Below are 24,336 nucleotides of genomic sequence, written 5' to 3' on the forward strand. Positions count from 1 at the left end.
CCATCCATGCGGTTGGCGCTGACAAGTTGGTTATTGGGTGATGCTGCCGCCCAGCGCGCTTAGTAGGAGCCAGCCAGTGCAAAAGGTGAGAGCGATGAAGGAGCCGCGCCAGGTAGCGATCCGGCGTGCACGCTGGTAGCTGGTCATGGCCGCACGCGGACGGCGATGCGCCGCCCCTTCATTGTCACGCCGAGACTGCGCTTGAGACTGGCCACTGGCGTCTCCCGTGGCAGGCCGACGGCCTCGTTGAATGGGATGCCGAAGCTGATCACCGCCAGCGTGCGCTCGATCTGCTCAAGCTGCTCGTCGATGAGAGATTTCACAGGAGGAGTACTCATCCCAACCTCCGGAACTGCTGCTCCCACTGCTGATGGTCTCGGTCCAGAATGCGGTCGCGCCGCTCGATAAAATGGTTGCGAAGGGGAAGGTCGATCACTCCGGTCAGATGCGCCAAGTCGATGGCCATTTCGATCTCGCCCTCAAGGCGCGATTTCCCGCTTAATGAAGATGAGTCGCTGGCCATTGCATCAAGTCGGGATTCGATGATGCGGATTACATCCTTTTGCGTTGATCTGTTCATGCAGTCCTCCGGGCGGCACCTGAGCCGCACATGGCTTCCATCTTGTCGAGTGCCGAGGCAATCGCCTTTCGGCTGCTTGCCCTCTGGTGCTCGTCTTGTTTGCGGATCATGGCAAGCCAAGCCCGGTTGTTTGCCGCTGCCTGCTATGGCGTAACGCCTTCCGCCCAGTGAACTTCGTGCTCGCCAGAGAGGCGACGATCCAAGGCGCGGGCCTGGGCGCTGTCGGCATAGAGATCGAGCTGATCATTCATGGTCGGCTCCAGGTTGGTTGTGCGGCCGCATTGGCCAGGAGCCAGGCGCGGGTGACCAAACCCACCGTGAAAGGTGGCCTGGCGCCTGCCAATGCGGTCGATGTGAAGGGAAGGGTGCAGGCGCCCGGAGCCGCCCGGGAAGCATCTGGTCTGGCCGGATAGGCCCCGGATTCGCCTGCGTGCTGGCTTGCCAGCAGATTTACGTATGGGTGAGTGATAGGTCGCTCACGATGCAGATTGAGCCGTCGTCAGCTGGCGTGGCATCGGTGTAATCGACCTGGTTGTAGACGCCGCCATGGAAGTTCAGCAGCGATGAGCGCCAGGAACTGTCCATGTGGAGACTGCCGGACGACCCGGCCTTGCCATTGCAACTGGCGGTCACGGTCAAAGCGCCCGAGGCGAGCACGCGGATAGTGACGGTGAACTTCGAACCCAGAGGCACGCCTTTGAGCAGGGTGGTGTTGATCGGCGTGGCCTGGTTGAACGTTTCGCGGAAGCCCAAGGTGATGTTGCCTTTGCTCCAGAAGACCTTCACTGGCGGGCTGTCATCGTCCTTCACGTGTAGTTGCGAGATCACCACTTTCTGCGCGGAGTTGACCTTCGTGAGCGTCATCTCCTGCATGTTGATGTGCTCGGCTGCGCTGGCCAAAGACCAGTAGTTGGCCTCTTTCCACTCGCAGCGCGTGCGGTGGGTGCTTTTACTCGAAGCACCTTTGGTGGGCGCCGAAAACTGAACTGAGCCATCGGCCAGCACAGTCACCACGCTTGGGTACTGAGCGATCGCCTCAGCGCCGCTGAGCTCAAGGGCTACGGGGTTGGTGGATGAAGTGGCCACTGGGGTCGTGATCGTTAGATTGCTGATGTTTACGGTCATGGGTATGTCTCCTGACGATAAAAATCATGGTCTGGCACGATTGCCTTTGCTGCCTGGATGCGTGTTCGCATCCCTCAGCCAGCTCTTCGAGTGGGCTCAGGTGATGCTGCGCAATGCCGCCTCATTGAGACGGCATCACTAAATCGTTCTTTCTTTCTCCGCACTCGCTTACCAGGTCATTCACTCAGTTCGGTCAACACCTCGTCCGCCGTCACAGTGGGCTGCGCGTGGGCAGGCTTTCGGGCCTGTCGGATCGCCGGTCGCCGGTAGAGGCAAGTGCGGTTTTGTTCATCGGTTTACTGACCTCCCACCGATGGAGCCGGGAGTGACCTAACCGGCTGGGCCGGGTAGTCGGGCATGGCGCTGGCTGTTAAAGAGCGGCGGCCGGTGAGGGCCTCTGCAGTCCCTCGTGAGTGACCGCTTGAAGTGAAATTTAGCCATGCGCTAAAGCTTAGTCAATAGCTCAGAGCTAAATAAATTTCGCTGGGCGACAAATCGCATCCAAGCGAAGAATTCGAGCTGGGGGTATTTACCTAGGATTTAGCACTGAGCTATGCTTCTGAAATTACTGTACGAATATACAGCTTAAGAGGAGGGAGCTATGTCCAAGCACAAGAAATCCGCACCGCAGCAGCGCCAGGAAATGTCCGGAGTAGAGCGTCTGGGGCTTCGAGTCTCGTCCATGATCAACCACCCGCTCGCACAGACGCAGCGCTGGGTGACGATCCACCGCCTGGACACAGACGGCGAAGCCGAGTGGGAGGAGGTGATGGGCTTACTCGCTGAGACGCCGGAGCTGGATCTGACGTTCAACGACGACGAGAGCGTGACTGTCCGGTGGGAGCTCCAGGAAAACGAAGAGCGGGACGACTTTTTCGCTGAGCGGGATAGAGAGGAGGTGGCCGAGAAGGGGGAGGCGCCGTTCTAACAGGCACAAAAAAGCCCGCTCTGGGCGGGCTTGTCTTCTACCAAGGTAATTCTGCAAGCGTATAGCGTGGTCGACCTTTACCCACCCTTTTGGTACTAAAGGTAACCTTAGTTGATTCATTAAGATGATGGTTGATGACGGCTGGCTGCTCAATTGAGCGATCAATTCTGCCGTGAATTACCACTCCATCATCTGAGATGAATTCAAACTTTCTATCTGAAGGGAAAGTGCCAAGAAAACGACCGGAAATGACTGAAAGTTCTTCATGAATGTTTTCAGGATTTAAGCGGGATTTGCTTATTAACACCTGTTCCACATTTTGAAATGAGAACTTGTGGTATCGTGTGGAAAAAGAGCAATAGGCATCGGAAGCTGCCAGTTTGTCTAGAAATTCGGCAACGCTAGCGATGGCACGGCTACCTAGTTTTGAAATTGGCTCGGACAGTTCATCATCACCTTGTGTAGACGCTTCGAGGAGCTCTGCAAAAAGCTCGAATGCCTGAGCCACCGGAGTGGTTCCGTCTAGCGGTAACTGCCCATCGGCTGGAGAGGCCTCTTCAAATTCAAACCCGAATGAGCCTATTGCAACATCCGTGATAAGAATTTGATTCTGAGCTCTGTTTGGAATCTTACCTCGCTCACCGAGGGGCCCGATGAGAGAGGCTGCTACAGCAGCAATAGCTTCTGAAAATTTCGCTGTTGCGCTTGAACCGAAATCCGCATGAACCCCGTGGGTACCCCAAACAGGTGCACCTTTAAATGTCAAAGCTGCCTTTGCTAGTTTAGCCTCACCCTTCCAATACTTTTCGATCCGAGTCGATATATTTTTTGATCGTGCTTCCAGGCTGAGTTTGGAAAGTTTGGATATGCCTGCCTGCGAGGACATTCTTTTCAGAAAACTGATCTCGGCTTGCGCATGAGTAAGCTCAGATTTGTTCATGAAGAATCTCCTCCTTTTTGGTATCCAGCAAGTCAATGGCAGCTTGGTCAGAGGTAGGATCCAAGTCAACCTTCAGAAAACCTTTCCACTGCTTTGTCCGACGATGTGACCACATGCTGTACCAATACGCCGACTGCTGGACCAGATTTTCAGGGTGGTCCAGCAACGACACTGCGTATGCATCAACTCTAAAATTCTGTTTCACCCAGTCATTATCAATCAGAAAACGGAGATCATCTTCGCGCATCTGATCCACAGCGGCATCGTCAAGGTACACAAATGAGACCACATCCATGTCATTTGGTGCCCGGCTTTCTAAGAGCTCAATGTTCTCCATAAAGCTTCCATCTAGCCACTGAAACCCGTGGGTGAGGCCGATCCTATGCAGTTCGGAGCGGTGGCGCAGGAATCCGTCTAGCACTGCACATCGCTCTAGCGAGGTGGCGAACCGCGCAACGACCTGCTCTACAGTCACATGATAGGGCGACCGCTCAGGATCTGCTGGACGATTATCGTCAATCGGCGGCAGCCCGCCTTGCTGGTTCCACTGCGGAATCAATTCAACCTCCCTGTTCATAAAGAAATTTCAACCGCTGTACGAGGCAATCGGCGCGCTATCCTACTCTCTCCACAGCAGGGCGGCACTCCGGTCGGCAGGCCACCCGTCGCAGGGATAAGCATGTCATCCATTTTGCGCTCTCAGACCAGATGCGCGTTCCAGACCAGCAGCACCCGAGCCTGAATGTAGGTTTCTTCCCGTCGAATCATCCGATCTTTGTGCTGCGGGTTGTCCGAGATCATCTCGAAGTAATCCTCGTCAGCGATCTGCAGGCGCTTGATGTACTCGTGGCCGCCCCAAGAGAAGTAGTAGATCCCGTCACCTATAAATTCGCGAATGCTCACGTCGACGATGAGCGGGTCGCGGCTCTTGATCGTGGGTGCCATCGACTGGCCCCAGCCGGTGACTAGCTTCAGGTGGTAGTGCTCTTTGAACTCGACACCGAGCTCGCGCAAGTGCTTAGGGCTGACGCGGACGTCTTGGAGCATCTCCGGGAAATCATGGGTCACCTCACCGCCGCCCATGGCGCCGCGGACGTCATAGTGAGCGATCCACACCTCATCGCCCACCAGTCCTGGCCGATTCAGATCAGCTTTCACAAGGCTGGCGTCGCCAGGCTCACCATCGACTGGCGCCTCGGCGGCAGCCAGCAACCGCTGCCGCGTCTCCTCTGGAATACGTTTCCCACTTTTCGCGAGCATCTGTTTCACCAGGTCGGCAGCAGACAGCTTGCTGTCCAGGGCCTCGCCGTGCGGCAGAGCGTCATCGCTTGCAGGAATTGAGTCGAACCAGCCACGCGGCAATTTCTCCACTTCCTCAATCCGGCGCGCTACGTCGTCGCCCAGGTTCTTGGCCGTCTTGTCCGAAAGGATCTGGCTCAGGTGCGCAGGCGCCATCCCCCAGCGCTCCGCGCAGGATCCTTTCCTCTGGCTGCCAATTAGCTTGACCAGGTTGTGCTTTCGAATTTCGTAGATATCCATGGTGCGAAGAATGCCAGCGTTTAGCTTAGTGCTAAATGTGCGCAAAGCTAAATTCTCCTTGCCCAAGCATTAGCCATGAGCTAAATTTCGCCATATGTGTAAGGAGAACCCACATGAATGATCACCTCCGTGAATGGTTGGCCACCGCCACCAACGATCGCCGGCGGGACGTAGCTGCTGAGGCGAAGACCACTGTTGGCCATCTCTGGCAGCTCGCAGGTGGTCATCGGAAGGCCTCTGTTGATCTTGCTGAGCGCCTGCAGGACGCATCCGACGGCGAAATCACCATCGCCGGTCTGCGCCCAGACCTCATCCCGTTTGCACGCAAAGCGCTGAAGGGCGCGGCTTAATCAATTTCCATAGCAAGGAGCAATCCCCGCATGTACGCCAACCCCAAACACCTGCATGACCGCGAGATCAAGGTCCGGGTCGACGAGGACACGTTTGAACTGATCCAGGCGCTGGCGAAGTTTCACCGCACCCAGCGAGCTGTGCTCTGCCGTGAGCTTCTGGAAGCTCAGCTGGCCGCCCTGTCTTCGGAGAATACCGGCGATCAGCACGTGGCCTGAAGGCCCGTAGGAGGCCCCATGCCGATTGAAGAAATCGGATTGGACCAGGGACTGATGGAGCAGCTTGAGCGGGAAGCGGAAAGAAGGGGCGTCAGCCCCGAAGCCCTCGCAGCCGAGTTGATCCGTCGAGAACTGGCCAGCCGAACTAAGCCCCGTAATCCGCGGGGACCTGTAACGCCGTTCCATCGCAGGGCCTGAACCGGCCCTGACACGTAACTGATAAGCCCGAACGATTTACCCAGCGCGCAGGGGACACCCGATGGCCTACGACGACAAAGCTCACCGCCACGACCACCAGGTCAAGGTCCGCTTGGATGACGAGGACTTCAACGAGCTGAAAGGGTATGCCCTGGAGCTCAAGGCTCAGCACAGCGTGCTGGCCCGGGAAATCATCCTGGCCGCGCTGGCGTTCAAGAAAGAGCACGGCCATCTGCCGCTGATCAACGAGAAGAAGGCCAGGGCCTGAATGGGTCCAGGGGAGGACGAATGTCGCCTGCAAACGAAGCAGTACAGCAGCACGACGTGGAGATCGCCCGGTTCCGCCGGAATGACTTCGCGGACCTGGAAGCCTGGGCGGAGGAGGTCGGTGTGAGCACCGATGAGCTGGCCGCGCAGATCCTGAAAAGGACCGCGCACTTCCTCGGTCAGCGGGGAAAGCCCAAGAGCAGCAACGTGGTGCCGTTCGCGGCGCCAAGGTAACCGTCCGATCCCTAATTAGGGACCAGGACGCCAGTCCCTCAAAAGGGACGCCAAATCGCAGAGACAAAAAAGCCGGGTTCGCGGCCCGGCTCTCTGCATAACAAAAACTCTGTTCAGGAATTTTACCTATGCAGACCCAAAGTGTACAGGCCCTCAACCGGCCCGCGCCACAAAATGCGAACCACGGCTTCGTGGCGCGAAAGATGAGCAGCCTTGAGCTGCGCGACCTGATCAACGCTTCTAGGAAGTCTGCTGGCGAACCCCAGGTGCGAAATGACCAGTTCCTTTCTCGGGTTGAGGACGAACTGGGGGACGAGTTGGAGGGGGTGCAAAAATACTACACCCCTGTCTACGGAAATCAGGTAGCCACTTATGACCTCACGCTCGACCAGTGCATGCTGGTCGGTATGCGTGAATCGAAATCGGTTCGCCGCAGCGTTCTCGAAAAGCTCAAGTCGCTCGAAGCTCCTCGTGTAATCGCCACGCTGCCCGATTTCTCTAACCCAGCAGCTGCAGCTCGCGCTTGGGCAGAGCAATACGAGCAACGCCAGATCGCCCAGCAAGCCCTGGAGATCGCGGCGCCAAAGGTGGAGTTCGTCGACAAGTACGTCGAGTCGACGGGGCTCAAGGGCTTCCGTCAAACCGCCAAGTTGCTGAGGGCTAATGAGGCCCGCTTCCGCGAGTTCCTACTCGACAAGAAGATTATGTACCGCATGGGTGGCGAGTGGCAGGCGTACCAGCAGCACATCGATGCCGGCCGGTTCAGCGTAAAGACCGGGACCAGCGACAGCGGCCATGCCTTCAACCAAGCCAAATTCACCCCAAAGGGCGTCACCTGGGTGGCCGGCCTGTGGGCACAGCACAACCTGGAGGTCCAATGATGGCCCGCATCCGCACCATAAAGCCCGAATTCTGGTCGAGCGAGCAGGTCATGTCCTGCCGCCCGCTGGCCCGTCTGCTGTTCATTGGCCTCTGGAACTTCTGCGATGACGGCGGTAACCACCCGCTGGCCGCCCGCACGATCAAGGCGCTGGTCTTTCCGGGGGACGACATCACCACGGAAGAGGTGAGCTCGCTCCTTGGCGAACTGGAAGGCGCCGAACTGACCCGCAGCTACTGGGCAGCAGGCAAAAACTACCTGCATATCTGCGGCTGGAAGCACCAGAAGATCGAGAAAAAGAACTTCAAGTACCCAGCACCGCCAGCAGAAATCGACGATGAGTCGGAGAGCGGTCGTCGACAATTCGCCGAGGAGTCGACGACTGGTCGTCGACCGGTTGACCCCGGAAGGGAAGGGAATGGAAGGGAAGAACACAACACACAACGCGCGGGCGAGGAATCCGGCGTTGACCCAAAGCTGCCGACCGAGATGGACCTTGAGTGGAAGCCTGACCAGAAGCTGCTGAAAGCCTACGCGACCCGAATGGGAATCCCTGTTGACCTGTTCACCGATGAAGCGACCGCCGCATTCGTCTGCCACTACTCGGCATCTGGCCGCTGCGAGACCCAGGCCTCGTGGGTGAGCCTGCTGGTCAAGTGGGTGAAGCGTGACATGGCGACTGCAAGCAACGTTCGCCCGTTCCCGGTGAAGCGCCAGGCCAATGGCCCGGACTTCAATGACACCTCCTGGGCAAACGACTTGGGTGACCTATGAGCGCAAAGTCGAAACTGCGCAGCGTGACGCAGATCATGGCCACGGCCAGCAACCTGCCAGCCGAGGTGCACACCCCGGCCAAGCAGCTGGACCCAAGCACCACCGAAGTGGTCAACGCCCTGTTCAAGGAGCTGCAGGCCATCTTCCCGGCGTGGAAGCAGGCCTGGCCAGACGATGACGCGCTGAAGGCTGCCAAGCGCAGCTGGATCAAGTCCTTCGTAGCCGCGGGCATCAACACACTCGAGCAGATCCGCTTCGGCATCCAGAAATGCCGGGTGCTGGGTACCGACTTCGCCCCGAGCAGCGGCAAGTTCATCAAGCTGTGCCAGCCGACCCCGGAAGAAATGGGCATTCCGCCGCTTGCGCGGGCCCTGGCAGAGGCGCTGGAGAATTTCCACCCCAGCAGGGCAGGGTCACGCGTTTGGACGCACGCAGCGGTGCGCCACGCGGCCCTGCAGTGTGAAGCCCAGAACCTTGGGTCAATGGAGGTGGAGCGGGCCGAGAAGGTGTTCGCCCGGGCTTACGACATCACCATTCGCATGCTGGTCGCCGGCGAGCCCCTGGGCGACATCGCCGCCGGCATCGGACACGACAGCCAGAAGAGCCTGATCGAGCTGGCCGACGAGTATGCAAGTCAACGGCAGGCCCGCCTGCTGGACCTCCAGCAGATCCCATCGAGCGCTGCCGCGTGCCGTGCACACCTGCTGGCCAAGTTGAACATCAAGCGCGCCGGGCAGCCGGCCGGGGAGGGGGTGTGATGCGGAACTACCTCAAGGCAGTGGTGATGATCGTCCTGGCTCCGACCGTGATCATCGCGGCATCCGTCATGGCCACTCTGTGGTTCAAGTTCGCAGTATCACTGGACCTCTCGGTGCCCGCGAAGCTGGCGCTCATGTTCGGCCCGTCGATCCTCCTGGCCGCCATTCCTACCGCCTGGCTGATGAACAAGATCGAGGAGAAGCCATGAGCAAGAGACAACCCATGCAGCCTGTCGTGGTTGCGGCCGACGGCGTTATCCGCTTCAAGGCAAATCAGATCATCAGCGACATGCTCGACCTTTGCCAGAAGCATGGATTCGGCCTGAATGAGATCGCCATGCGCGATTACGAAAAGGATGACCGTTCCCAGCTCATGCAGCTGATCGGGTACAGCGTCAGCGGCTACGGCAATCTGGACTGTTCACGCGCTAAGCACGTGATGCGCGCTGACGAGAAAGCAGAATCGCTGGTGAACGAGGTGGCGCCATGACCGAGAAGATCAGCGTCAACAGCCAGGCCAAGCTATCCGAGGCCATCACCATGCTGACCCGCCTGTTCCGCGACAAGAAGTTCGTCGTGGTGAGCATGCGCCCGGGCAAGGACCGCACCCTGGATCAAAACGCATTGTGGTTTGCGATGTACGAGCGCATCGCCAAGAGCACCGAGATGGGCGACGTGGAAGAGGTGCGCCGCTACTGCAAGCTCCACCACGGCGTGCCGATCATGCGCGCCTCCTGCGAAGAGTTCCGCGACGGCTACAACATGGCGCTGCTCAGCCTGCCGTACGAGATCAAGCTGCGCTGGATGGGCCCTTGCGCCATGTTCGGGCCGGATGGCTTCCCGGTGACCCGTCTTTTCGACCGCGCTCAGGGCTGCCAGTACACGGACCGGATCGTCGAGGAATTCGCCGCGCGCGGCGTGCACTTCGCGGACCTACTGGGGGAGGCCGCTGCGTGAGGACAGTTCTCAAGGAAGTGAAGCAGAAGACCTGCAAGGCCTGCGGTACGAAGTTCCGGCCATCGATGTCGACCCAGAAGGCCTGCGGCGTGCAGTGCGCACTGGAGCTGGCGAAGAAGCCAGAGAACCAGGCGGTGGCGCGGAAGGCGATCGCCCAGCGTGAGCGCCAAGAGATCCAGGTGCGCAAGCAGAAGCTCAAGAGCCGTGCCGACTACGTACGTGAAGCCCAGGCGGTGTTCAACCAGTGGGTGCGCCTACGCGACGAAGCGTTGCCGTGCATCAGCTGCGGCCGGTACCACCAAGGCAAGTACGACGCCGGGCACTACCGCACCGTTGGCGGAAACCCTGAGCTGCGCTTCGAGCCGCTCAACTGCCACAAGCAATGCGTGCCCTGCAACCAGCACAAGTCGGGCGACATCGTGAACTACCGGATCAACCTCGTGCAGCGCATAGGCGCCGAGCAGGTTGCCTGGCTGGAAGGCCCTCATAAGGCCCAGCGCTACACCATCGACGAACTCAAGGCCATCAAGGCCGAGTACCGCGACAAGATCAAGCGGCTGAAGGAGAAGGCGGCATGAACTGGACACCAATTGACAGCGCCCAGCTTCTTGCCTTGGGCATCTTCATCATCGCCGGCTACTGCATCGTGCGTGGCATGGTCATCTCGTATCGCCGCAAGAAGGAGCAAGTACAATGAAATATCAAAGCGTGTTGGCCGCGGTAGTGCGCGCCCTGGCGGCGGAGACCATGAGCGGCGTTGGTGGTGGCGACTTCGAGCCGAAAGTTCAGGCCTCGAAGCTGAAGGGTGAGATCACTGGGAAGGATGCAGCGATGCTGGTGGATTGCTGGGTGCACGCTCGCCTGCACAGCAAGCTGATCCCGCGGCACTGGAATGCGCTGACGGCCAGGTTCTCGACCCACAAGGCCAAGAAGGTCGATGCGATCGGCAAGTTGGTGCCGCTGATCGCCACTCAGGCTCCGAACCTGTTCCGGTACAAGGCGGTTACCGCCTGGGCAATCCCTCCCGTGAAAGGCGTGCAAGCGCATTCGGGGCATGAGGTGGCCAGTCGGGCGGCCCGTGAGCGTGCAGAGTTCGATTCGCTGCATGCAGGCGTGGTCAAGCACCTGGCGGGCGGAGAGATGCCAGAGGACGCCGGTCAGGCGCGCCGCGAGCAGTACGTGAAGCGCTCCACGGACATGATTGTGCTGCCGGCCGAGTTCTACGACATCAACACATGGGACGGCCAAGGCCTGAACAGGACCACGTACTGGCGCTGGAAGAAGGGCATCGAGAAGGTGCTGGACGAGATGGTAACGGAGGCGTTAGACGATTCCAGCAAGATCTTGGTGGCAGAGGGCATTTTGATGGCAGATGCCGCTTGACACCCGTGCAACGATGCAACATTATTTCCTCATCCTGTCATTCCTGCGCGTATTGAGGAGTGACGAAGAAAGCCCGGCCTAAAGCGTCGGGCTTTTTCATGTGAGGCAATGGAATATGCGAACCCTTCTGATGCTTGGGGCTCTCCTTGCAGCCCCGGCATTTGCTGACATCTTGGAGCCGTCACACGACTGCACGCAGCCTGACATCCCCTACGAGTTTGAGAATAGCTACGAGCGCGACCAGTTCCTTGCTGACGCAGAGGAGTACAAGTCGTGCATTGCTGACTTCGTAGAAGAGCAGGAAGAAGCGATGCGAAAACACAAATCGGCGGCTGACAGCGCCGTCGAGGAATGGAATTCGTTCGCTGGTTCAATCTAGCTGCTGAGCTTATCTTCAGGCCCCGCCATGAGCGGGGTTTTTGCTTTGAAGAGGGCCTCAAAAGCCCCTGATAAAGCGCCAATTTTGTAGTACCCACAGAAAAGCAAAAGCCCCGAACTAGTCGGGGCTTTGTCATTTGTGCGGCGAGAAAAAGAGAGGGCGACTCCAGAGGGTGCTGTAACACCCAAGGGAGACGCCAGATCGCAGATCATGCCTGCAAGCCAGCCAAGGCCCTCACTGCTCGCGCGAGCGGGGCGGAGCCTAGCAGAAAAACTTAAGGCTTTGCAGATGCTTAGAGACATCCGTTGCGGAAAATGCAACCGACTCCTCGCCCGTGCAGGCGGGGTTACCCAGCTCCAGATCAAGTGCTCCCGGTGCGGGACACTGAACCATGTGAAGACCTCGAGTCTCGAGCCATCGCCTATGAGCGATTCATGCGGAGGAATCTCCGTATCACACTCAAGCTCAAGGAACGCATCACATGTCTGATAAATATAAACGGGTCGACCTGCGCCTCAAGCCTTTCACAGGCAGTGGCGGCTTCATTCTGCCACCTCACGCGCAGATGTCGAAAAACCAGTTCCTGAGATCGCCGAACGGGCGATATCAATTCATCTACCAAGATGACGGCAACATCGCTCTGTACGACGGCACTACCACGATCTGGGTGGCAGACAAAACCGCCCAGTACTCGTCATCCCTGACCCGGCAGGTCTGGCACGACGTCAAGACTGCCTTTTACCTTTATTACAACCTGACCCTGATCGACGTGGAGAAACGTCGTGAATGGCAAACAGTTGCGAGTGATCCGCTGGGAGGAATTCAGCTTGCGGCGGACCGCACTTACATGCAGCTCCAAGACGATGGCAATCTGGTCATCGTCGATCAGTATCCGCGCTGGAGCGCAAGCGGTGTGCCGACTCTGGATGCAGAGCAGCCTGCCACCATTATCCCTGCCGGCACCATGATGAATCCAGGGGACTCCTTCCACATCGGCAAGTCCCGATTGGTGTTCCAAGGCGACGGTAACCTGGTGTTCTACGGCGAAAACGACCTTGTTTTCTGGGCCTCTTACACTCAGAACAAGGGTGGCGCGTTCGCTGCGATGCAGGACGATGGCAACTTCGTCATCTACAACTCTACACATCAGCCGATCTGGTCTACCAAAACAGCTGGATTCCCGGATGCTTATGCTCGCATCCAGGAGAACGGCTGCTTCGCCATCGTTACTGATCGAGTTTGCTGGGCGCGCTTTGGATTCACCCCGAGCATCAAGCCGGTTCGTACAATCTCCTTCGGCGGCAACCCGTACAAAGATGGTCTGCCGACCTATGATCGAGTGGTCTGGACTTTCTAAGCGCATATCGCTCACTGGCCTGGCAGGGCAACGGTCCTGCCAGGCCACTTCCCAGATTTCGTTTCGCTCAGTTTTTCCCGCGGGCTGACTGCCCGCTAATAAAATCGAGAAGCCTGGGTTTCCCTAGGCATGCCTCAGACATGCACGCCAAATGGAGCAGAGCGCATGGAGCTTTTTCACCGCCTGCTCGAGAAGCTCGACTGGGCTATAGCGGGCCTATTAGGGGCCTTGGTTGCCACCCGCTGGCATAAAGACGACCTGACGGACCGCAAGGCTTGGATCCTCTTCCTGCTGACTGGCATGGCCTGCGCGCACTACCTCACCGGAATGGTCAGCAACTACTTCGGTATTACCGAACCTCGCAGCGTTGCTGGCGTCGGTTTTCTTCTTGGCACGTTTGGCGGCTCTCTCATCGCCGCCGTAACCCGAGCGATCAAAGCCGCCGATCTCTGGTCTGTGATCAGGTCCAAGTTCGGAGGGCCTAGCTCATGACATATGAATACATCAACGCCATCGCGGCCGGACTCATCGGCATCTGGGCAACCTGGTGCGTGCTGAGCGGAAAGGTGCGCGACGGGGTTATCGGCAAGGTGCTTTACGCGGTCATCGCCATAAGTGGCTACGCCATCCTGGCCCGCTCCGAACGTATGTTCTTCACCGCCAACACGGCCTGGGTCACGCTGATGGTCTCACTGGCTCTCGCCGGAATGCGGCACATGTTCATGCTGACCTACTGGCCGCGCGTGAAGCGCTGGATCTGCCGGCACCTGCAGTGCGACCACTGCAAGCCGGTTGAGTAATCCGCGCCACAAAACAGAGGTGCGCCATTTCGTGGTGCATCAGTGCTTGGAGGGTTTCTCTACTCGAAGGGTGTTTTCGGCATCGATGACGAGTAGGCGGGCCAGCTCATGCTTATCATTAAGCGCCAGATACTCTTCGCTCTCTGAGCGTTCCAGGCTCTTGTGAGGATCGCTCAGGAAGTGAAAGCGCTCAGACTCGCTGCTGGTGAGGCCTACGTAAACATCGTTGCCCTGTGCATCCGTTGATAGTGCTCGCATCTCCAGAAGGTAGTTCTTTTCACCTTCAGTAAGTTTCAGCATCGTTCCGCCTCCGAATAGTTGATCGCTACCAATACCGGCAACCCGCCACTATTTCAAGACGCAGGTGACCTATGAGCAGGCCAATGCCGCCCGCAGACCTGCTCGAATCGCCTTGGCTGATCCTGCAGCCAGCCGCTGGAGTGTGGGAGTGGATACAGAGGGAGATCCTCGCCACAACCGGACGCATCCACAACGAAGAGCACGCTCACCTCATCGACGCCAATGTCGGAGTGTTATGGGCGTCCTCTGCATTCCCCAAGAAGGGTCGGGCGGTGCTTGGCCAGGCCGAGCAACTGGTGATCCGCGCAGGTGGATGGCAGAAGGCTCGCCAAGAGCAGCAGATGCGGGACTGGTTCGGTGAAGAGCCCGAATTCCTCATCACGCAGGCCGGCGACTACTGCGCCCAGTGTTCCGAAGCCGAGTTCTGCGCCCTGGTAGAGCACGAGCTATACCACATCGGTCACAAGCTCGATAAGTACGGCGCCCCGGCATTCACCCAGGACGGCATGCCCAAGCTTGAGATGCGCGGCCATGATGTCGAAGAGTTCGTCGGGGTGGTTCGCCGGTATGGCCCGAGCCACGACGTACAGCAGCTGATCGACGCTGCAAGCCGGCCGCCTGAGGTGGCCAAGATCAACATTTCGAGGGCCTGCGGAACCTGTCTGCTCAAGTCGGCGTGATTCTGGACAGGCTCTGGACGGATGACAGCCTATGGCAGCCCTCAGCAACGACGTGAAGGCCTTTATCGTTCAGGCCTTGGCGTGCTTCGACACGCCTTCACAGGTGGTAGAGGCCGTCCAGAAAGAATTCAGCATCACCGTGACCCGCCAGCAGGTGGAGACACACGACCCCACGAAGTACTCCGGCAAGGGCCTGGCCAAACGCTGGGTGGCCTTGTTCGAGGACACTCGCAAGCGCTTCCGCGAAGAGACAGCGGAGATCCCCATTGCCAACCGGGCGTTCCGCCTGAGAGGCCTTGGGCGAATGGCTGAGAAAGCCGAGAACATGCGCAACCTCGCGCTGACTGCCCAGCTGTACGAGCAGGCAGCCAAGGAGTGCGGCGACATGTACGTCAATCGCAAGCTCGAACCCGACAAGCCCCTGGGCTCCCAGGCGGACCAGCAGCACGCCGTTGCTGAGTACAAGCTGGAGCCAGACGAAGGTGTCCCGACTACCCCGTACCTATGACCCGCCGGTGAAGCTGACGCCGAAGCAGGCGAACATCTACGTCTGGGGCTTTCAGCCTGAGGCGCGCTTCCGTGATGCGGTGTGCGGGCGTCGATTCGGCAAGACCTTCCTCGGCAAGGCTGAGATGCGCCGCGCGGCCCGGCTGGCTGCGGAGTGGGGCGTGAGCGTCGAGGATGAAATCTGGTATGGCGCGCCGACGTTCAAGCAGGCCAAGCGGGTCTTCTGGCGCCGGCTGAAGCAGGCTATCCCAGAAGCCTGGCGAGCAGCACGGCCGAACGAAACCGAATGCTCGATCACCCTCAAGTCCGGCCACATCATGCGCGTAGTCGGCCTGGACAATTACGACAATCTGCGGGGCTCTGGTCTGTTTTTCGTCCTAGTGGATGAATGGGCGGACTGCCCGTGGGCAGCCTGGGAAGAGGTCCTCAGGCCGATGCTCTCTACCTGCCAGTACACGATCCCTCAGACCGGGGAGTCGAGGAAAGGCGGGCATGCACTGCGTATCGGCACCCCGAAGGGCTTCAACCACTGCTACGACACCTACCGCGACGGGCAGCCGGGCGGTGAGCCTGATCACAAGAGCTGGCAGTACACCTCGCTGCAGGGCGGCAATGTCCCGGCTGATGAACTGGATGCTGCCCGCCGCAAGATGGACCCGCGCACGTTCCGCCAGGAATATGAGGCCGGGTTCGAGAACTACGCCGGGGTCGTCTACTACACCTTCGACCGGGCCGAGTGCCGCACCAGCGAGCGCATCAAGCCGGGAGAGGCCCTGCACATCGGTATGGACTTCAACGTCATGAAGATGGCCGCGGTTGTGTACGTGGTCCGTGAGGGCTTGCCGCTGGCGCTTGACGAGTTCCACTCGGTGCGTGACACGCCGGAGATGATCGAGAAGATCAAGGTTCGCTTCTCTGGTCACAGCGTTTCCGTGTACCCAGACGCCAGCGGCCAGAACACCAGCAGCAAGAACGCTAGTGAATCTGACCTGTCCCTGCTCAAGAAGGCCGGGTTCACCGTGGTGGTCGACTCACAGAACCCCGGCGTGAAGGATCGCATCAACGCGGTCAACGCTATGTTCCTCAACACGTACGGCGAGCGGCGCCTGAAGGTCAACATCGACCAATGCCCGCAGCTTACCCAGTGCCTGGAGAGGCAGACCTACACCGACAAGGGTGAGCCGGACAAGGACCCCAAGAAGGGGCACGACCACATGAACGACGCCGCCGGCTACTTCATCGCCAAGCGGTTCCCGATCAAGACTCAGTCCGCCGGCACACGCCGCATCGGAGGTTTGGCGTAATGCCTGTTCAATCAACCAACCCAGACTACGACGCTCACATCGAAGAGTGGCGGATGATGGACGACGCCCTAGAGGGCGAGGGCGCCATTAAGCGCAGCCCGCGCAACCTGCCCAAGCCCAGCGGCATGGTCGAGGCTGAGAAGCTTGATGGCGCCGGCAATGCCTACCTGTACCAGAACTACACCGCCCGGGCCCAGTACGAACACTGGGTGCGGGATTCGCTGCGCTCGATGATGGGCCTTGTGTCGCGACTGATCCCCGAGGTGAAGCTGCCTGCGGGCCTGAAGGGCCTGGTGGACAACGCCACGGCTGATGGCTTTGGCCTGACCCAGCTTTTCCTGCGGATCGTGCGCCAGGCCATCTCCCATGGCCGGGTGCCATTGGTGGTCAACATTGACGACGCAGGCCAGCCGTACTTCGCCACCTATGCAGTGCGCAACGCCATCAACTGGGATACTGCCGACCAAGGCGGCCGGCAGGACCTGGTGCTATCTGTCTTCCGCGAGTTCAGACGCAAGGAGCAGGACCGCTACAGCCACGAATGCGAGACGGTCTACCGCGAGTTCTACATGGACGGCGCGGTCTGCCGCACGGGCGTGCGCAACGAGGCCGGCGAGCTGATTGAGGACGACCGCCCTCTGGGCACCTTCGACGGTAGCAACAACCTGGTGCGCGGCCTGGACTACATTCCGGTCATCTACTGCGGCTCCACCGACAACTCTCCGGACGTGGATGAGATCCCGCTGCTGACCATGGCCCGGGCCGCACTGAAGTCGTACCAGCTCAGCGCCGACTACTTCACCGCGCTGCACCAGACCAGCCACCCTCAGCCGTGGGTGTCTGGCCTGGACGAGAGCGTCGAGCTCAGCGTCACCGGGCCATCGGCAGCCTGGGACCTTGGCCCTAAAGGATCGTGCGGCTACCTCGAGTTCCAGGGCGCGGGAATCGAGGCAGTGCGCGGGGCCATGGAAGACCAGAAGAATGCGGCCCTGGAGGCTGGCGCCAAGGTCATGGACGTTTCGGGCACCGAGTCGGGCGAGGCCCGCAAGACCCGTCAGAACGACCAGCACGCCACGCTGCACAGCATCGTCATCACGGCGGCAGCGGCCATCGAGCAGGCCCTGCGCTACGCGGCTGAGTGGACTGGCTACAACCCGAATGAGGTCGTCTTCACGGTCAAGCCGGAGTTCGTGATTCCAGAGGTCAACGCCCAGGTGCTGGCCGAGCTGCAAAAGAGCGTCATGGCCGGCACCATCAGCGCCGAGACTTACTGGCAGTACCTCACCACCGGGAAGCTTCCCGAGCGCCCCTACGACGAAGAGGCCGAATTGATCGGCGACGAGCACGGCGCGGGCGGCGTCAACCTGGACAAAGACGATGGCGACGAAACCGGAGCAAACGGCGGACGAGAAGCTACTGCAGCAGGTAAGCCGCCACTCGGTACTGCTTGAGCGGCTCAAGGCCGGCGAGGTCAGGAAGTTTGAGACCTACCTGCGCCGGGCTGATACCCATGTGCGCGACCAGCTCACCCGCAAGGAACTGACCACCTACAGCCGCAGCCGGCTTGAGGAGTTTCTTGGCCGGGTGGGCGGCAAGCTGCTGGAAATCTACAAGGCCTTCAGCGACCGGATGCAGTCGGACCTGGTGGATATTGCGCAGTACGAAGCTGCATTCGAAGGCCGCAGCCTGGCGAAGGCGCTGCTGATCGATGCGGTCATGCCAGCGGACTCCCTGATCCGGGCGGCGATCAACACGCAGCCCCTGCAGGTGGCCGGTGTGGATGGCGGCAAGCTGCTCAAGCCCTTCCTGAGCGGGTGGACGCGTACCGAGGCGGACAAGGTCACCAACGCCATCCGGATGGGCGTCGTGCAGGGCCAGACCAACGCGCAGATCACCCAGGCCGTGCGCGGGACCGCAGCACAGAACTTCACCGATGGCGTGCTGGCGGTCACCAACCGAAGCGCCCGGGCAGTCGTTCAGACCGCAGTCCAGCATGTGGCCACCACGGCCCGCATGGAAACGCTGAAGGCGAATGCCGAGGCGGTGCCTGGCTATCGGATCGTCGCCACCCTGGACCGGAAGACCAGCGTGCAGTGCAGGAGCCTGGATGGCCGCGAGTACGAGATGGGAAAAGGGCCGGTGCCGCCGTTCCACATTCACTGCCGGACCACCATCACGCCGATCACCAGGTTGTCGACGCTGTTCGGGCAAGGTGCCACGAGGGCGGCCGTGGGCGCGGATGGCGGCGAGCAGGTGTCGGCAGGCCTCAGCTACTACCAGTGGCTCAAAACGCAGCCAGCTGGATTTCAAGACGCCGCGCTGGGGCCGGTGCGGGGCAAGCTGTTCCGTGATGGCGGCCTCACGGCCGAGCGCTTCGCCGCGCTGCAGTTAGATAAGAACCTCAAGCCGCTGACGCTGGATCAGCTCATGAAGCTAGAGCCGCTAGCATTTGATCGTGCGGGGCTATGAGATCAGCAATCTTTTCGCTCGAAATCGAATTCCGTTAGCTCCTGAAAATAGACGTGGTGCCAATCCTCGATCTGTCTGGCCAGGTCTGCGCTCCGCTGGGCACGAGTGCCTTCATCATCAGTAAGCTGCATGGCTTGCATGTAATCGCCGATGAGATTCATCGTTTTCGTCGCGAGCTTTGGCGATGAGTGAGCCACAAGTGCCTCAGCGGAAGCGATAGCGTTCTCGTAACGCAATGCTAGCTCTTCGTGCGAAGGGTCAGGATGGTACGGGTAGGAGAAAGACTTCGAGAGGGCGACCAGCATGGCCTCTGCTCTGGAGCGTAATTTGTCCTCTCTTTCATCGAGCCTTTTTACGCAACTGGTGCGCAGCTCCTTCTTGATGGAGGTATAGGACGAATAGGCTTGGATGCCAATCCCTCCAGCGGTGAAAAAACCGGCAACTATGGCCGCTTGAACCGTTACATCCAGCTTGGTCCAAGCCTTTTTGGGTTTGTCGGAAAGTGGTTTAGGACATTTCATCGGCGCGGTATCGAGGTTAACCCAGCTTCTGGTCGCCGCATCCTACATCAGCGCGTGTTTCCTTCGGCCCGCTTCGGCGGGTTTTTTCATGCCCGCAAGGCGGGCCTATTCAATCCCCAGGGGATACTCACATGCCATTTGACTTCGATCCGGCCGCGCATGGCCTGACTCTCGACGAAAGCCAAACCGCCGCGCTGAAGGCAGCGCTGGGCGGCGAGGTACAGAAATTCCTGGATGGGGAGGTCGCGGGCCTCAAGTCCAAAAACACTGAGCTAATCGGTTCGAACAAGACCATCAAGGCCGAGCTGGACAAACTGAAAGGTCAGTTCGACGGCCTGGACATCGAGGCGGTCAAGGGCCTGCTGGCAAAGGCCGGTCAGGACGAAGAGACCAAGCTTATCGCCGAGGGCAAGCTGGACGAAGTGATCAGCCGCCGCACCGAGCGCCTGCGCACCGACCTGGACAAGCAGGTCAAGGCCGCCAACGAGCGTGCGGACAAGGCCGAAGCCTTCGCCGCCAAATACAGCGACAAGGTGCTGGCTGACTCCATCCGCGCTGCCGCCATCAAGGCCGGCGCGCTGCCTGAGGCTGCCGAGGACATCATCCTTCGCGCCCGCGGCACCTTCAAGCTGAGCGAAGACGGCGAGCCTGTCGCCACTGACCGTGCCGGCGAAGTCGTGTACGGGAAGGACGGCAAGACTCCGCTGTCTCCCCTCGAATGGGCGGAATCGCTGCGCGAAACCGCTACCCACCTGTGGCCAAGGGCTCAGGGTGCCGGGCAGACCGGCGACAACGGTGGCAAGGCCACGAAGAAATGGGGTGAGTACACGGAGACCGAACGCGCTGCGATGGCTCGTGACAACCCCGAAGCATTCAAAAAACTCCAAGCCACCCGAGGGACCTAACCCATGGCATCTACCCAACTGTCGGACATCTTCGTTTCCGACTACTACGGCACCTTGGAGCCGGTGAACTCCCCCGAGAAGACCGCCGTCTTCGAATCGGGCATCATCACCCGCTCTGCCACCCTGGACGACATCGCCAAGAACGGCCAAGGCACTTCCGAGATCAGCTACTGGCAGGATCTCGACGCCGACGAAGCGCCGAACATTTCCAACGATGACCCTGACGACCAGGGCGAGGTTGGCAAAGCCGAGCAGGGCAGCATGCGTGCCCGAACCCTGTACCTCAACAAAGGCTACGGCGTTTCCGACCTGGCTGCTGAGCTGGCCAACTCCGAGCCGATGCAGCACATCCGCAACCGCTTCGGCACCTACTGGACCCGCCAGTGGCAGCGCTACCTGATGGGCGCCGGCCGCGGCATCATCGCGGCCAACATCGCCCAGAACGGCGGCGACATGGTCAAGGACTCGGGCGCCTCGATCAGCGCAAACGCCTTTCAGGACGCCGCTTTCACCGCCGGCGACGCCGCCGACATGTTCGCCGCAATCGGCGTGCACTCTGTCGTCATGAACCAGATGGTGAAGCAGGACATGATCGAGTATCTGCGCGACTCGCAGGGCAAGATCATTTTGGCGACCTACCTGGGCAAACCGGTATTCATGGACGACGCCCTGACCTACGCGCCTGGCCAGTACCTGTCGCTGTTCTTCGGTCAGGGGGCTTTTGGCTACGGTGAAGGCGATCCGACCAAGCCCGTCGAGCTGGAGCGCAAACCAGGCGGCGGCAACGGTGGCGGCGCCGAGGTTCTGTGGGAGCGCAAGACCTTCATCCTCCAGCCGGCCGGCTTCAGCTGGCAGGGCAGCGAGAACCGCAACCTCAGCCCGACCGCGGTCCAGTACGCCGCTGCAGCGAACTGGAAGCGCGTCTTCGACCGCAAGCAGGTTCCGTTCGCCGCGGTCATCAGCGGTACCGCCACCCCTTGACCCATGATGCGGGGCGCCGGCCTGGCGCCCTGCGCAGGAGATCAGCATGAAAGTCATCTATACCAACACCCCGGGCACCGAGCGTGGCACCTGTTACCGCCGCCTGGACCAGTTCTTTGGCGTGATCGATGGCGCTACCTCGGTGTCCGTTCAGGGCGATGCTCCGCACATCGGCGAGGCGTACCAGCGCCAGGGCATCAGCGTCAGCGAGATCGAAGAAGGGCTGCGCTTGGACGGCCCCACCGTCGCCCAATGGATGGCGGAGGGCTACAAGGCGTCGGCTTACCCGCCGAACGGCTATGCCTCGGTCAGTAGTCAGGCGGAGATCGACAAAGCGCTCGAGGACGAGGGCGGCGACGACGAGACCGACCCTCACAAGATGAAGGTCCCTCAGCTGAAGGCCTGGCTGACTGCCCAGGGGATCACCTTCGACCCCACCCTCAACAAGCCAGAACTGCAAGCCCTCATCCCGTCGAAGGAATAAGCCATGACCGACTTCATCACCGTCGCTGATGTTGACCAGGCGCTCGGGCAGGGCTGGGCAGGCGATGGTGATGCGGTCCTCGCCGTTGCCATGGCCAATGCCTGGCTCACGGCCAAGATCAAGCGACCGGTGCCAGACCCGGTGCCGGATGCCATCGTGACTGCCGGCGCGCAGGTGGCCAAGCTGGCTGCGGCCGGCAAGCTCTACAAGGACACCCAGCGCGAGGTGCAGAGCAAGACAGTGTCGGCCCAGGCTGGCACCTCGACCAGCAAGACCTATGTCGCGGGATCTGTCGATCGCTCTGCTGGCGAGAACTTCGCCCTCGATCTCATTGCTCCGTGGATCCGGCGCTCTGGCACCGTAATGCTCAAGAGGATCTGACCCATGGGCATGCGCGAAGAACTTCAGGCCGAGCTGGCGGAAGCGTTCAACGATCCAGACGGCCTCGCCGATGCGGTGAAGCCTGTTGCAGGGAGCCGCACTGTAAAGGGCGGATATGACCCCGAGATCGGCGGCACCGTGCCAGCCTCGACCATCCATTACACCGGGCGCGGCGTGTTCGGCAGCTACCTGGCCAAGGAAATCGACGGTTCGCGTATCCAGACCGAGGACGTGAAGCTGCTGGTGCTTCAGAACGAACTGTTCGAGGGGCAGGCCGGCGCTGTCACCGATTTCCCGGCGGAGCCCAAAATCGGCGACCAGGTGAGCGGCTATCGCGTACTCAACGTGTCCGAGGATCCAGCCCAGGCGACTTGGACCATCCAGCTGAGGAAGTGATATGGCTCGCGGCTCACACATGGCCCAGCGGTACGGCGGGCAGCAGGGCGGCTTCGCTGAGGCGATCCGGGCATTCGCCGAGCAGGCGGAGCAAGCCCTAGACGCCACCTTCCGCGACATCGTGATCGAGATCGGCAGCAGCGTGATCCACATGTCGCCAGTAGGCAATCCCGAGCTGTGGGCGCAAAACGCAATCGCGGCCCAGTACAACCAGGCCGTCGAGGATCACAACACCGCGTTACGAAGTGATCCTGCCAACCTTTCCAAAAATGGCCGCTTGAAGCCCGGCAAGAAACTCAAGGACGGGATGGATATTGCTGCGCCTGCTGGCTATGTGGGCGGACGGTTCCGCGGGAACTGGCAATTCTCCATTGATCCGCCAGCAGGCGGAGAGCTGGATCGCATCGACAGATCAGGCGACGAGACCATCGCCCAGCTAGAGGCTCAGGTCGCCGCACTTACAATCGGCCAGACGGCCTACATCGTGAACAACTTGATCTACGCCATCCCGCTCGAGTACGGCCACTCATCGCAGGCGCCGGCCGGCATGGTCCGTGTAACGCTCGCGAACTTCCAACGTATCGTCGACGAAGCCATCAGGAACAACCGCGTATGAGCCAAGCACGTGCCAGACAGGCTATCGAGATCAAGCTGATGGCCTGGGCCACGGCGCGCCAGATACGGGTCGCGAACTTCGAGCAAGCCTTCGAAGCTCAACCAGGTGAAACCTACCTGCAAGCGTTTCAGCTACCCGGAGCGACCACCTGCCGCTATCTGGGCGGCGACGCCTACGAGTACACCGGCATCTACCAGGTGAGTATCGTTTGCCCGGCGGGCCAGCCTCTGGCAGCCGCCGAGACCCTGGTAGGAGAGCTTTCGAGTCTCTTTCGGGTGGATTCGGAACTCAGCCGCAACGGCTTCGAGGGCCTGGTCACCGAACCAATTGACCAGGGCCCGACCATCACCGAGTCGGCGACTTACACGGTCCCGGCCAGCTTCACCTACCGCGGTGTCGCGGACCAACCGCCCGCTGGGGCCTAACCAACCGCCGCCCGGCGGGCTTTTCAGAGGAACCACACCATGGCCGCACGCTTCCCGCTGCCGAACGGCGCTATTGTCGAGATCGCCGCGACTCTGGGGACCGCAGTCCCCTTCACTGCAATCACCAACGCAGCGCCACCGGTGCTGAGTGCTGTTGGGCACGGCCTCGATGCGCAAGATATCGTGCTGATCGACTCCGGCTGGGCCAAACTCACCGATCGCGCCGCGCGCGTAGTGAACCCCCTTACCGACAGCTTCGGTCTGGGCAGCATCAGCACTGCCAACGCTGATATCTACACCCCGGGCGCAGGCTTGGGATCTGTCATCCCAGTCACCGACTGGGTGCAGATTTCCAAGGTCACTGGCTTTACCCCGTCGGGCGGTGAGCAGCAGTTCGCTACCGTGGGCTACCTCGAAGACGATGACGATCGCCAGTTCCCGACCAACCGCAACCCTCTGAGCCTGGCTATTGTGGTCGAGGACCAACCGGCCGCTGCCTACGTGGGCGCCGTCGAAGGCTTCGACGAGTCCAAGGAACTTACCGTAGTGCGCCTCAAGCTGCGCAACGGCGATCAGATTCTCTACCCGGGGTACGTGAGTATCACCACCACCCCGACCATGGAGCGTAACAACGTCATGACCCGCACCATCAGCGTAGGTTTGTCGGGGCGCCCGCTGCGCTACCTGGCCGCGTAAGGA

The 24,336-nt window shown here is 60.2% G+C and carries 40 protein-coding genes; 32 read left to right on the forward strand and 8 right to left on the reverse strand.

Features of this window, described 5'->3' with window-relative positions; genetic code table 11:
* Positions 1 to 143: 143 nt before the first annotated feature.
* From NGJ21_RS14550 to NGJ21_RS14560, 3 genes are all read right to left on the reverse strand, one after another.
* On the reverse strand, positions 144 to 338 hold the full coding sequence (locus NGJ21_RS14550; RefSeq protein ID WP_251962252.1) for a hypothetical protein: 195 nt from the start codon (positions 336 to 338) through the stop codon (positions 144 to 146).
* Positions 335 to 580, reverse strand: coding sequence for a hypothetical protein (locus NGJ21_RS14555; protein WP_251962253.1), 246 nt, complete (start codon positions 578 to 580; stop codon positions 335 to 337). The genes NGJ21_RS14550 and NGJ21_RS14555 overlap by 4 nt, the downstream gene beginning before the upstream one ends.
* A 450-nt stretch (positions 581 to 1,030) precedes the next feature.
* Entirely contained in the window at positions 1,031 to 1,705 is a 675-nt protein-coding gene (locus NGJ21_RS14560) for a polysaccharide lyase family 7 protein (RefSeq protein ID WP_251962254.1), read from the reverse strand.
* Positions 1,706 to 2,306: 601 nt separating this feature from the next.
* Here NGJ21_RS14560 and NGJ21_RS14565 point away from each other — a divergent pair.
* A complete protein-coding gene (locus NGJ21_RS14565; protein ID WP_251962255.1) occupies positions 2,307 to 2,633 on the forward strand; it encodes a DUF1654 domain-containing protein in 327 nt (108 codons plus the stop codon).
* 37 nt (positions 2,634 to 2,670) lie between these two features.
* On the opposite strand, the gene NGJ21_RS14570 is transcribed toward NGJ21_RS14565, so the two are convergent.
* From NGJ21_RS14570 to NGJ21_RS14580, 3 genes are all read right to left on the reverse strand, one after another.
* Positions 2,671 to 3,573: a hypothetical protein gene (locus NGJ21_RS14570; RefSeq protein WP_251962256.1), complete on the reverse strand. Its 903-nt coding sequence runs from the start codon at positions 3,571 to 3,573 to the stop codon at positions 2,671 to 2,673.
* On the reverse strand, positions 3,560 to 4,150 hold the full coding sequence (locus tag NGJ21_RS14575) for a DUF6932 family protein (RefSeq protein ID WP_251962257.1): 591 nt from the start codon (positions 4,148 to 4,150) through the stop codon (positions 3,560 to 3,562). Before NGJ21_RS14575 ends, NGJ21_RS14570 begins: the two co-directional genes overlap by 14 nt.
* A gap of 122 nt (positions 4,151 to 4,272) precedes the next feature.
* A complete protein-coding gene (locus NGJ21_RS14580) occupies positions 4,273 to 5,112 on the reverse strand; it encodes a S24 family peptidase (RefSeq protein WP_251962258.1) in 840 nt (279 codons plus the stop codon).
* Between the two features lie 113 nt (positions 5,113 to 5,225).
* Here NGJ21_RS14580 and NGJ21_RS14585 point away from each other — a divergent pair, with 113 nt between their 5' ends.
* The 18 genes from NGJ21_RS14585 to NGJ21_RS14665 all read left to right on the forward strand — a co-directional run bounded on the left by NGJ21_RS14585 (position 5,226) and on the right by NGJ21_RS14665 (position 13,668).
* Positions 5,226 to 5,462, forward strand: coding sequence for a hypothetical protein (locus NGJ21_RS14585; protein ID WP_196997861.1), 237 nt, complete (start codon positions 5,226 to 5,228; stop codon positions 5,460 to 5,462).
* Positions 5,463 to 5,492: 30 nt separating this feature from the next.
* Positions 5,493 to 5,681 carry a hypothetical protein gene (locus NGJ21_RS14590; RefSeq protein ID WP_119687397.1) on the forward strand — a complete coding sequence of 63 codons (189 nt, stop codon included), beginning with the start codon at positions 5,493 to 5,495 and terminating at the stop codon, positions 5,679 to 5,681.
* Positions 5,682 to 5,940: 259 nt separating this feature from the next.
* Positions 5,941 to 6,147 (forward strand): hypothetical protein, encoded by a 207-nt coding sequence (locus NGJ21_RS14595; RefSeq protein ID WP_027907143.1) that lies wholly within the window; start codon positions 5,941 to 5,943, stop codon positions 6,145 to 6,147.
* A 20-nt stretch (positions 6,148 to 6,167) separates the two neighbouring features.
* Positions 6,168 to 6,380 carry a hypothetical protein gene (locus NGJ21_RS14600; RefSeq protein WP_119687394.1) on the forward strand — a complete coding sequence of 71 codons (213 nt, stop codon included), beginning with the start codon at positions 6,168 to 6,170 and terminating at the stop codon, positions 6,378 to 6,380.
* A gap of 128 nt (positions 6,381 to 6,508) precedes the next feature.
* On the forward strand, positions 6,509 to 7,261 hold the full coding sequence (locus tag NGJ21_RS14605) for a phage antirepressor KilAC domain-containing protein (RefSeq protein WP_251962259.1): 753 nt from the start codon (positions 6,509 to 6,511) through the stop codon (positions 7,259 to 7,261).
* Complete coding sequence (locus NGJ21_RS14610; protein WP_251962260.1) at positions 7,258 to 8,034, forward strand: DnaT-like ssDNA-binding domain-containing protein; 777 nt, start codon at positions 7,258 to 7,260, stop codon at positions 8,032 to 8,034. Before NGJ21_RS14605 ends, NGJ21_RS14610 begins: the two co-directional genes overlap by 4 nt.
* Entirely contained in the window at positions 8,031 to 8,792 is a 762-nt protein-coding gene (locus NGJ21_RS14615; RefSeq protein ID WP_251962261.1) for a replication protein P, read from the forward strand. Before NGJ21_RS14610 ends, NGJ21_RS14615 begins: the two co-directional genes overlap by 4 nt.
* Positions 8,792 to 9,001 carry a hypothetical protein gene (locus NGJ21_RS14620; RefSeq protein WP_251962262.1) on the forward strand — a complete coding sequence of 70 codons (210 nt, stop codon included), beginning with the start codon at positions 8,792 to 8,794 and terminating at the stop codon, positions 8,999 to 9,001. The genes NGJ21_RS14615 and NGJ21_RS14620 overlap by 1 nt, the downstream gene beginning before the upstream one ends.
* A gap of 14 nt (positions 9,002 to 9,015) precedes the next feature.
* Complete coding sequence (locus tag NGJ21_RS14625; protein ID WP_251962263.1) at positions 9,016 to 9,282, forward strand: hypothetical protein; 267 nt, start codon at positions 9,016 to 9,018, stop codon at positions 9,280 to 9,282.
* Positions 9,279 to 9,749, forward strand: coding sequence for a NinB/YbcN family protein (locus NGJ21_RS14630; protein WP_251962264.1), 471 nt, complete (start codon positions 9,279 to 9,281; stop codon positions 9,747 to 9,749). Before NGJ21_RS14625 ends, NGJ21_RS14630 begins: the two co-directional genes overlap by 4 nt.
* Positions 9,746 to 10,327 carry a recombination protein NinG gene (locus tag NGJ21_RS14635; protein WP_251962265.1) on the forward strand — a complete coding sequence of 194 codons (582 nt, stop codon included), beginning with the start codon at positions 9,746 to 9,748 and terminating at the stop codon, positions 10,325 to 10,327. Before NGJ21_RS14630 ends, NGJ21_RS14635 begins: the two co-directional genes overlap by 4 nt.
* On the forward strand, positions 10,324 to 10,446 hold the full coding sequence (locus tag NGJ21_RS25885) for a hypothetical protein (RefSeq protein WP_286010436.1): 123 nt from the start codon (positions 10,324 to 10,326) through the stop codon (positions 10,444 to 10,446). The genes NGJ21_RS14635 and NGJ21_RS25885 overlap by 4 nt, the downstream gene beginning before the upstream one ends.
* A complete protein-coding gene (locus NGJ21_RS14640) occupies positions 10,443 to 11,132 on the forward strand; it encodes a hypothetical protein (RefSeq protein WP_251962266.1) in 690 nt (229 codons plus the stop codon). Before NGJ21_RS25885 ends, NGJ21_RS14640 begins: the two co-directional genes overlap by 4 nt.
* A 115-nt stretch (positions 11,133 to 11,247) precedes the next feature.
* On the forward strand, positions 11,248 to 11,511 hold the full coding sequence (locus NGJ21_RS14645; RefSeq protein ID WP_251962267.1) for a hypothetical protein: 264 nt from the start codon (positions 11,248 to 11,250) through the stop codon (positions 11,509 to 11,511).
* Between the two features lie 282 nt (positions 11,512 to 11,793).
* On the forward strand, positions 11,794 to 12,000 hold the full coding sequence (locus NGJ21_RS14650) for a Com family DNA-binding transcriptional regulator (protein ID WP_251962403.1): 207 nt from the start codon (positions 11,794 to 11,796) through the stop codon (positions 11,998 to 12,000).
* Positions 11,993 to 12,868, forward strand: coding sequence for a putidacin L1 family lectin-like bacteriocin (locus tag NGJ21_RS14655; RefSeq protein ID WP_251962268.1), 876 nt, complete (start codon positions 11,993 to 11,995; stop codon positions 12,866 to 12,868). The genes NGJ21_RS14650 and NGJ21_RS14655 overlap by 8 nt, the downstream gene beginning before the upstream one ends.
* 165 nt (positions 12,869 to 13,033) lie before the next feature.
* On the forward strand, positions 13,034 to 13,360 hold the full coding sequence (locus tag NGJ21_RS14660; protein WP_251962269.1) for an MFS transporter: 327 nt from the start codon (positions 13,034 to 13,036) through the stop codon (positions 13,358 to 13,360).
* The gene (locus tag NGJ21_RS14665) at positions 13,357 to 13,668 is read left to right on the forward strand and encodes a hypothetical protein (protein ID WP_251962270.1); all 312 of its coding nucleotides are present in this window, start codon (positions 13,357 to 13,359) and stop codon (positions 13,666 to 13,668) included. Before NGJ21_RS14660 ends, NGJ21_RS14665 begins: the two co-directional genes overlap by 4 nt.
* A 39-nt stretch (positions 13,669 to 13,707) precedes the next feature.
* Here the strand turns inward: NGJ21_RS14665 and NGJ21_RS14670 are convergent, their stop codons facing one another.
* Positions 13,708 to 13,968 carry a hypothetical protein gene (locus tag NGJ21_RS14670; RefSeq protein WP_251962271.1) on the reverse strand — a complete coding sequence of 87 codons (261 nt, stop codon included), beginning with the start codon at positions 13,966 to 13,968 and terminating at the stop codon, positions 13,708 to 13,710.
* A gap of 71 nt (positions 13,969 to 14,039) precedes the next feature.
* Between NGJ21_RS14670 and NGJ21_RS14675 the strand changes: the two genes are divergently transcribed.
* Genes NGJ21_RS14675 through NGJ21_RS14695 form a run of 5 tightly spaced genes read left to right on the forward strand, consistent with a single transcriptional unit; the run spans position 14,040 to position 18,928 of the window.
* Positions 14,040 to 14,648 (forward strand): putative metallopeptidase, encoded by a 609-nt coding sequence (locus tag NGJ21_RS14675; protein ID WP_251962272.1) that lies wholly within the window; start codon positions 14,040 to 14,042, stop codon positions 14,646 to 14,648.
* Between the two features lie 31 nt (positions 14,649 to 14,679).
* Positions 14,680 to 15,156 carry a DUF2280 domain-containing protein gene (locus NGJ21_RS14680; protein WP_251962273.1) on the forward strand — a complete coding sequence of 159 codons (477 nt, stop codon included), beginning with the start codon at positions 14,680 to 14,682 and terminating at the stop codon, positions 15,154 to 15,156.
* Positions 15,131 to 16,459, forward strand: coding sequence for a phage terminase large subunit family protein (locus tag NGJ21_RS14685; protein ID WP_251962274.1), 1,329 nt, complete (start codon positions 15,131 to 15,133; stop codon positions 16,457 to 16,459). The genes NGJ21_RS14680 and NGJ21_RS14685 overlap by 26 nt, the downstream gene beginning before the upstream one ends.
* Positions 16,459 to 17,910, forward strand: coding sequence for a DUF4055 domain-containing protein (locus NGJ21_RS14690; protein ID WP_251962275.1), 1,452 nt, complete (start codon positions 16,459 to 16,461; stop codon positions 17,908 to 17,910). The genes NGJ21_RS14685 and NGJ21_RS14690 overlap by 1 nt, the downstream gene beginning before the upstream one ends.
* A complete protein-coding gene (locus NGJ21_RS14695; protein WP_251962276.1) occupies positions 17,837 to 18,928 on the forward strand; it encodes a minor capsid protein in 1,092 nt (363 codons plus the stop codon). Before NGJ21_RS14690 ends, NGJ21_RS14695 begins: the two co-directional genes overlap by 74 nt.
* A gap of 2 nt (positions 18,929 to 18,930) precedes the next feature.
* Here NGJ21_RS14695 and NGJ21_RS14700 read toward each other — a convergent pair whose 3' ends face one another.
* A complete protein-coding gene (locus NGJ21_RS14700) occupies positions 18,931 to 19,449 on the reverse strand; it encodes a hypothetical protein (protein ID WP_251962277.1) in 519 nt (172 codons plus the stop codon).
* A gap of 131 nt (positions 19,450 to 19,580) precedes the next feature.
* Here NGJ21_RS14700 and NGJ21_RS14705 point away from each other — a divergent pair, with 131 nt between their 5' ends.
* The 8 genes from NGJ21_RS14705 to NGJ21_RS14740 are packed head-to-tail and all read left to right on the forward strand — an operon-like array spanning position 19,581 to position 24,333.
* A complete protein-coding gene (locus NGJ21_RS14705) occupies positions 19,581 to 20,354 on the forward strand; it encodes a hypothetical protein (RefSeq protein ID WP_251962278.1) in 774 nt (257 codons plus the stop codon).
* A 3-nt stretch (positions 20,355 to 20,357) separates the two neighbouring features.
* A complete protein-coding gene (locus NGJ21_RS14710; protein ID WP_196177987.1) occupies positions 20,358 to 21,335 on the forward strand; it encodes a major capsid protein in 978 nt (325 codons plus the stop codon).
* A 46-nt stretch (positions 21,336 to 21,381) separates the two neighbouring features.
* Positions 21,382 to 21,819, forward strand: coding sequence for a HeH/LEM domain-containing protein (locus NGJ21_RS14715; RefSeq protein WP_251962279.1), 438 nt, complete (start codon positions 21,382 to 21,384; stop codon positions 21,817 to 21,819).
* 3 nt (positions 21,820 to 21,822) lie between these two features.
* Positions 21,823 to 22,200 carry a hypothetical protein gene (locus NGJ21_RS14720; RefSeq protein ID WP_251962280.1) on the forward strand — a complete coding sequence of 126 codons (378 nt, stop codon included), beginning with the start codon at positions 21,823 to 21,825 and terminating at the stop codon, positions 22,198 to 22,200.
* A gap of 3 nt (positions 22,201 to 22,203) precedes the next feature.
* A complete protein-coding gene (locus tag NGJ21_RS14725; protein ID WP_251962281.1) occupies positions 22,204 to 22,596 on the forward strand; it encodes a hypothetical protein in 393 nt (130 codons plus the stop codon).
* A 19-nt stretch (positions 22,597 to 22,615) separates the two neighbouring features.
* Positions 22,616 to 23,212, forward strand: coding sequence for a hypothetical protein (locus NGJ21_RS14730; protein ID WP_251962282.1), 597 nt, complete (start codon positions 22,616 to 22,618; stop codon positions 23,210 to 23,212).
* Positions 23,209 to 23,637 (forward strand): phage tail terminator-like protein, encoded by a 429-nt coding sequence (locus NGJ21_RS14735; protein ID WP_251962283.1) that lies wholly within the window; start codon positions 23,209 to 23,211, stop codon positions 23,635 to 23,637. Before NGJ21_RS14730 ends, NGJ21_RS14735 begins: the two co-directional genes overlap by 4 nt.
* 39 nt (positions 23,638 to 23,676) lie before the next feature.
* On the forward strand, positions 23,677 to 24,333 hold the full coding sequence (locus NGJ21_RS14740; protein WP_251962284.1) for a phage tail protein: 657 nt from the start codon (positions 23,677 to 23,679) through the stop codon (positions 24,331 to 24,333).
* Positions 24,334 to 24,336 lie beyond the last annotated feature (3 nt).

The organism is Pseudomonas sp. Marseille-Q5299 (assembly GCF_943737035.1).
GTDB lineage: Bacteria > Pseudomonadota > Gammaproteobacteria > Pseudomonadales > Pseudomonadaceae > Aquipseudomonas > Aquipseudomonas putida_E.

Bases quoted from the DNA above. Each gene is read 5' to 3' on its own strand.
- NGJ21_RS14605 (WP_251962259.1), top strand. From the start codon at position 6,509: ATGCAGACCCAAAGTGTACAGGCCCTCAACCGGCCCGCGCCACAAAAT.
- NGJ21_RS14565 (WP_251962255.1), top strand. From the start codon at position 2,307: ATGTCCAAGCACAAGAAATCCGCACCGCAGCAGCGCCAGGAAATGTCC.
- NGJ21_RS14585 (WP_196997861.1), top strand. From the start codon at position 5,226: ATGAATGATCACCTCCGTGAATGGTTGGCCACCGCCACCAACGATCGC.
- NGJ21_RS14730 (WP_251962282.1), top strand. From the start codon at position 22,616: ATGGCCCAGCGGTACGGCGGGCAGCAGGGCGGCTTCGCTGAGGCGATC.
- NGJ21_RS14705 (WP_251962278.1), top strand. From the start codon at position 19,581: ATGCCATTTGACTTCGATCCGGCCGCGCATGGCCTGACTCTCGACGAA.
- NGJ21_RS14690 (WP_251962275.1), top strand. From the start codon at position 16,459: ATGCCTGTTCAATCAACCAACCCAGACTACGACGCTCACATCGAAGAG.
- NGJ21_RS14670 (WP_251962271.1), bottom strand. From the start codon at position 13,968: ATGCTGAAACTTACTGAAGGTGAAAAGAACTACCTTCTGGAGATGCGA.
- NGJ21_RS14580 (WP_251962258.1), bottom strand. From the start codon at position 5,112: ATGGATATCTACGAAATTCGAAAGCACAACCTGGTCAAGCTAATTGGC.
- NGJ21_RS14740 (WP_251962284.1), top strand. From the start codon at position 23,677: ATGGCCGCACGCTTCCCGCTGCCGAACGGCGCTATTGTCGAGATCGCC.
- NGJ21_RS14555 (WP_251962253.1), bottom strand. From the start codon at position 580: ATGAACAGATCAACGCAAAAGGATGTAATCCGCATCATCGAATCCCGA.
- NGJ21_RS14610 (WP_251962260.1), top strand. From the start codon at position 7,258: ATGATGGCCCGCATCCGCACCATAAAGCCCGAATTCTGGTCGAGCGAG.
- NGJ21_RS14645 (WP_251962267.1), top strand. From the start codon at position 11,248: ATGCGAACCCTTCTGATGCTTGGGGCTCTCCTTGCAGCCCCGGCATTT.
- NGJ21_RS14660 (WP_251962269.1), top strand. From the start codon at position 13,034: ATGGAGCTTTTTCACCGCCTGCTCGAGAAGCTCGACTGGGCTATAGCG.
- NGJ21_RS14595 (WP_027907143.1), top strand. From the start codon at position 5,941: ATGGCCTACGACGACAAAGCTCACCGCCACGACCACCAGGTCAAGGTC.
- NGJ21_RS14615 (WP_251962261.1), top strand. From the start codon at position 8,031: ATGAGCGCAAAGTCGAAACTGCGCAGCGTGACGCAGATCATGGCCACG.
- NGJ21_RS14735 (WP_251962283.1), top strand. From the start codon at position 23,209: ATGAGCCAAGCACGTGCCAGACAGGCTATCGAGATCAAGCTGATGGCC.
- NGJ21_RS14665 (WP_251962270.1), top strand. From the start codon at position 13,357: ATGACATATGAATACATCAACGCCATCGCGGCCGGACTCATCGGCATC.
- NGJ21_RS14570 (WP_251962256.1), bottom strand. From the start codon at position 3,573: ATGAACAAATCTGAGCTTACTCATGCGCAAGCCGAGATCAGTTTTCTG.
- NGJ21_RS14715 (WP_251962279.1), top strand. From the start codon at position 21,382: ATGAAAGTCATCTATACCAACACCCCGGGCACCGAGCGTGGCACCTGT.
- NGJ21_RS14560 (WP_251962254.1), bottom strand. From the start codon at position 1,705: ATGACCGTAAACATCAGCAATCTAACGATCACGACCCCAGTGGCCACT.
- NGJ21_RS14700 (WP_251962277.1), bottom strand. From the start codon at position 19,449: ATGAAATGTCCTAAACCACTTTCCGACAAACCCAAAAAGGCTTGGACC.
- NGJ21_RS14620 (WP_251962262.1), top strand. From the start codon at position 8,792: ATGCGGAACTACCTCAAGGCAGTGGTGATGATCGTCCTGGCTCCGACC.
- NGJ21_RS14640 (WP_251962266.1), top strand. From the start codon at position 10,443: ATGAAATATCAAAGCGTGTTGGCCGCGGTAGTGCGCGCCCTGGCGGCG.
- NGJ21_RS14630 (WP_251962264.1), top strand. From the start codon at position 9,279: ATGACCGAGAAGATCAGCGTCAACAGCCAGGCCAAGCTATCCGAGGCC.
- NGJ21_RS14590 (WP_119687397.1), top strand. From the start codon at position 5,493: ATGTACGCCAACCCCAAACACCTGCATGACCGCGAGATCAAGGTCCGG.
- NGJ21_RS14575 (WP_251962257.1), bottom strand. From the start codon at position 4,150: ATGAACAGGGAGGTTGAATTGATTCCGCAGTGGAACCAGCAAGGCGGG.
- NGJ21_RS14675 (WP_251962272.1), top strand. From the start codon at position 14,040: ATGAGCAGGCCAATGCCGCCCGCAGACCTGCTCGAATCGCCTTGGCTG.
- NGJ21_RS14625 (WP_251962263.1), top strand. From the start codon at position 9,016: ATGCAGCCTGTCGTGGTTGCGGCCGACGGCGTTATCCGCTTCAAGGCA.
- NGJ21_RS14655 (WP_251962268.1), top strand. From the start codon at position 11,993: ATGTCTGATAAATATAAACGGGTCGACCTGCGCCTCAAGCCTTTCACA.
- NGJ21_RS14600 (WP_119687394.1), top strand. From the start codon at position 6,168: ATGTCGCCTGCAAACGAAGCAGTACAGCAGCACGACGTGGAGATCGCC.
- NGJ21_RS14725 (WP_251962281.1), top strand. From the start codon at position 22,204: ATGGGCATGCGCGAAGAACTTCAGGCCGAGCTGGCGGAAGCGTTCAAC.
- NGJ21_RS14710 (WP_196177987.1), top strand. From the start codon at position 20,358: ATGGCATCTACCCAACTGTCGGACATCTTCGTTTCCGACTACTACGGC.
- NGJ21_RS14680 (WP_251962273.1), top strand. From the start codon at position 14,680: ATGGCAGCCCTCAGCAACGACGTGAAGGCCTTTATCGTTCAGGCCTTG.
- NGJ21_RS14720 (WP_251962280.1), top strand. From the start codon at position 21,823: ATGACCGACTTCATCACCGTCGCTGATGTTGACCAGGCGCTCGGGCAG.
- NGJ21_RS14550 (WP_251962252.1), bottom strand. From the start codon at position 338: ATGAGTACTCCTCCTGTGAAATCTCTCATCGACGAGCAGCTTGAGCAG.
- NGJ21_RS14695 (WP_251962276.1), top strand. From the start codon at position 17,837: ATGGCGACGAAACCGGAGCAAACGGCGGACGAGAAGCTACTGCAGCAG.
- NGJ21_RS25885 (WP_286010436.1), top strand. From the start codon at position 10,324: ATGAACTGGACACCAATTGACAGCGCCCAGCTTCTTGCCTTGGGCATC.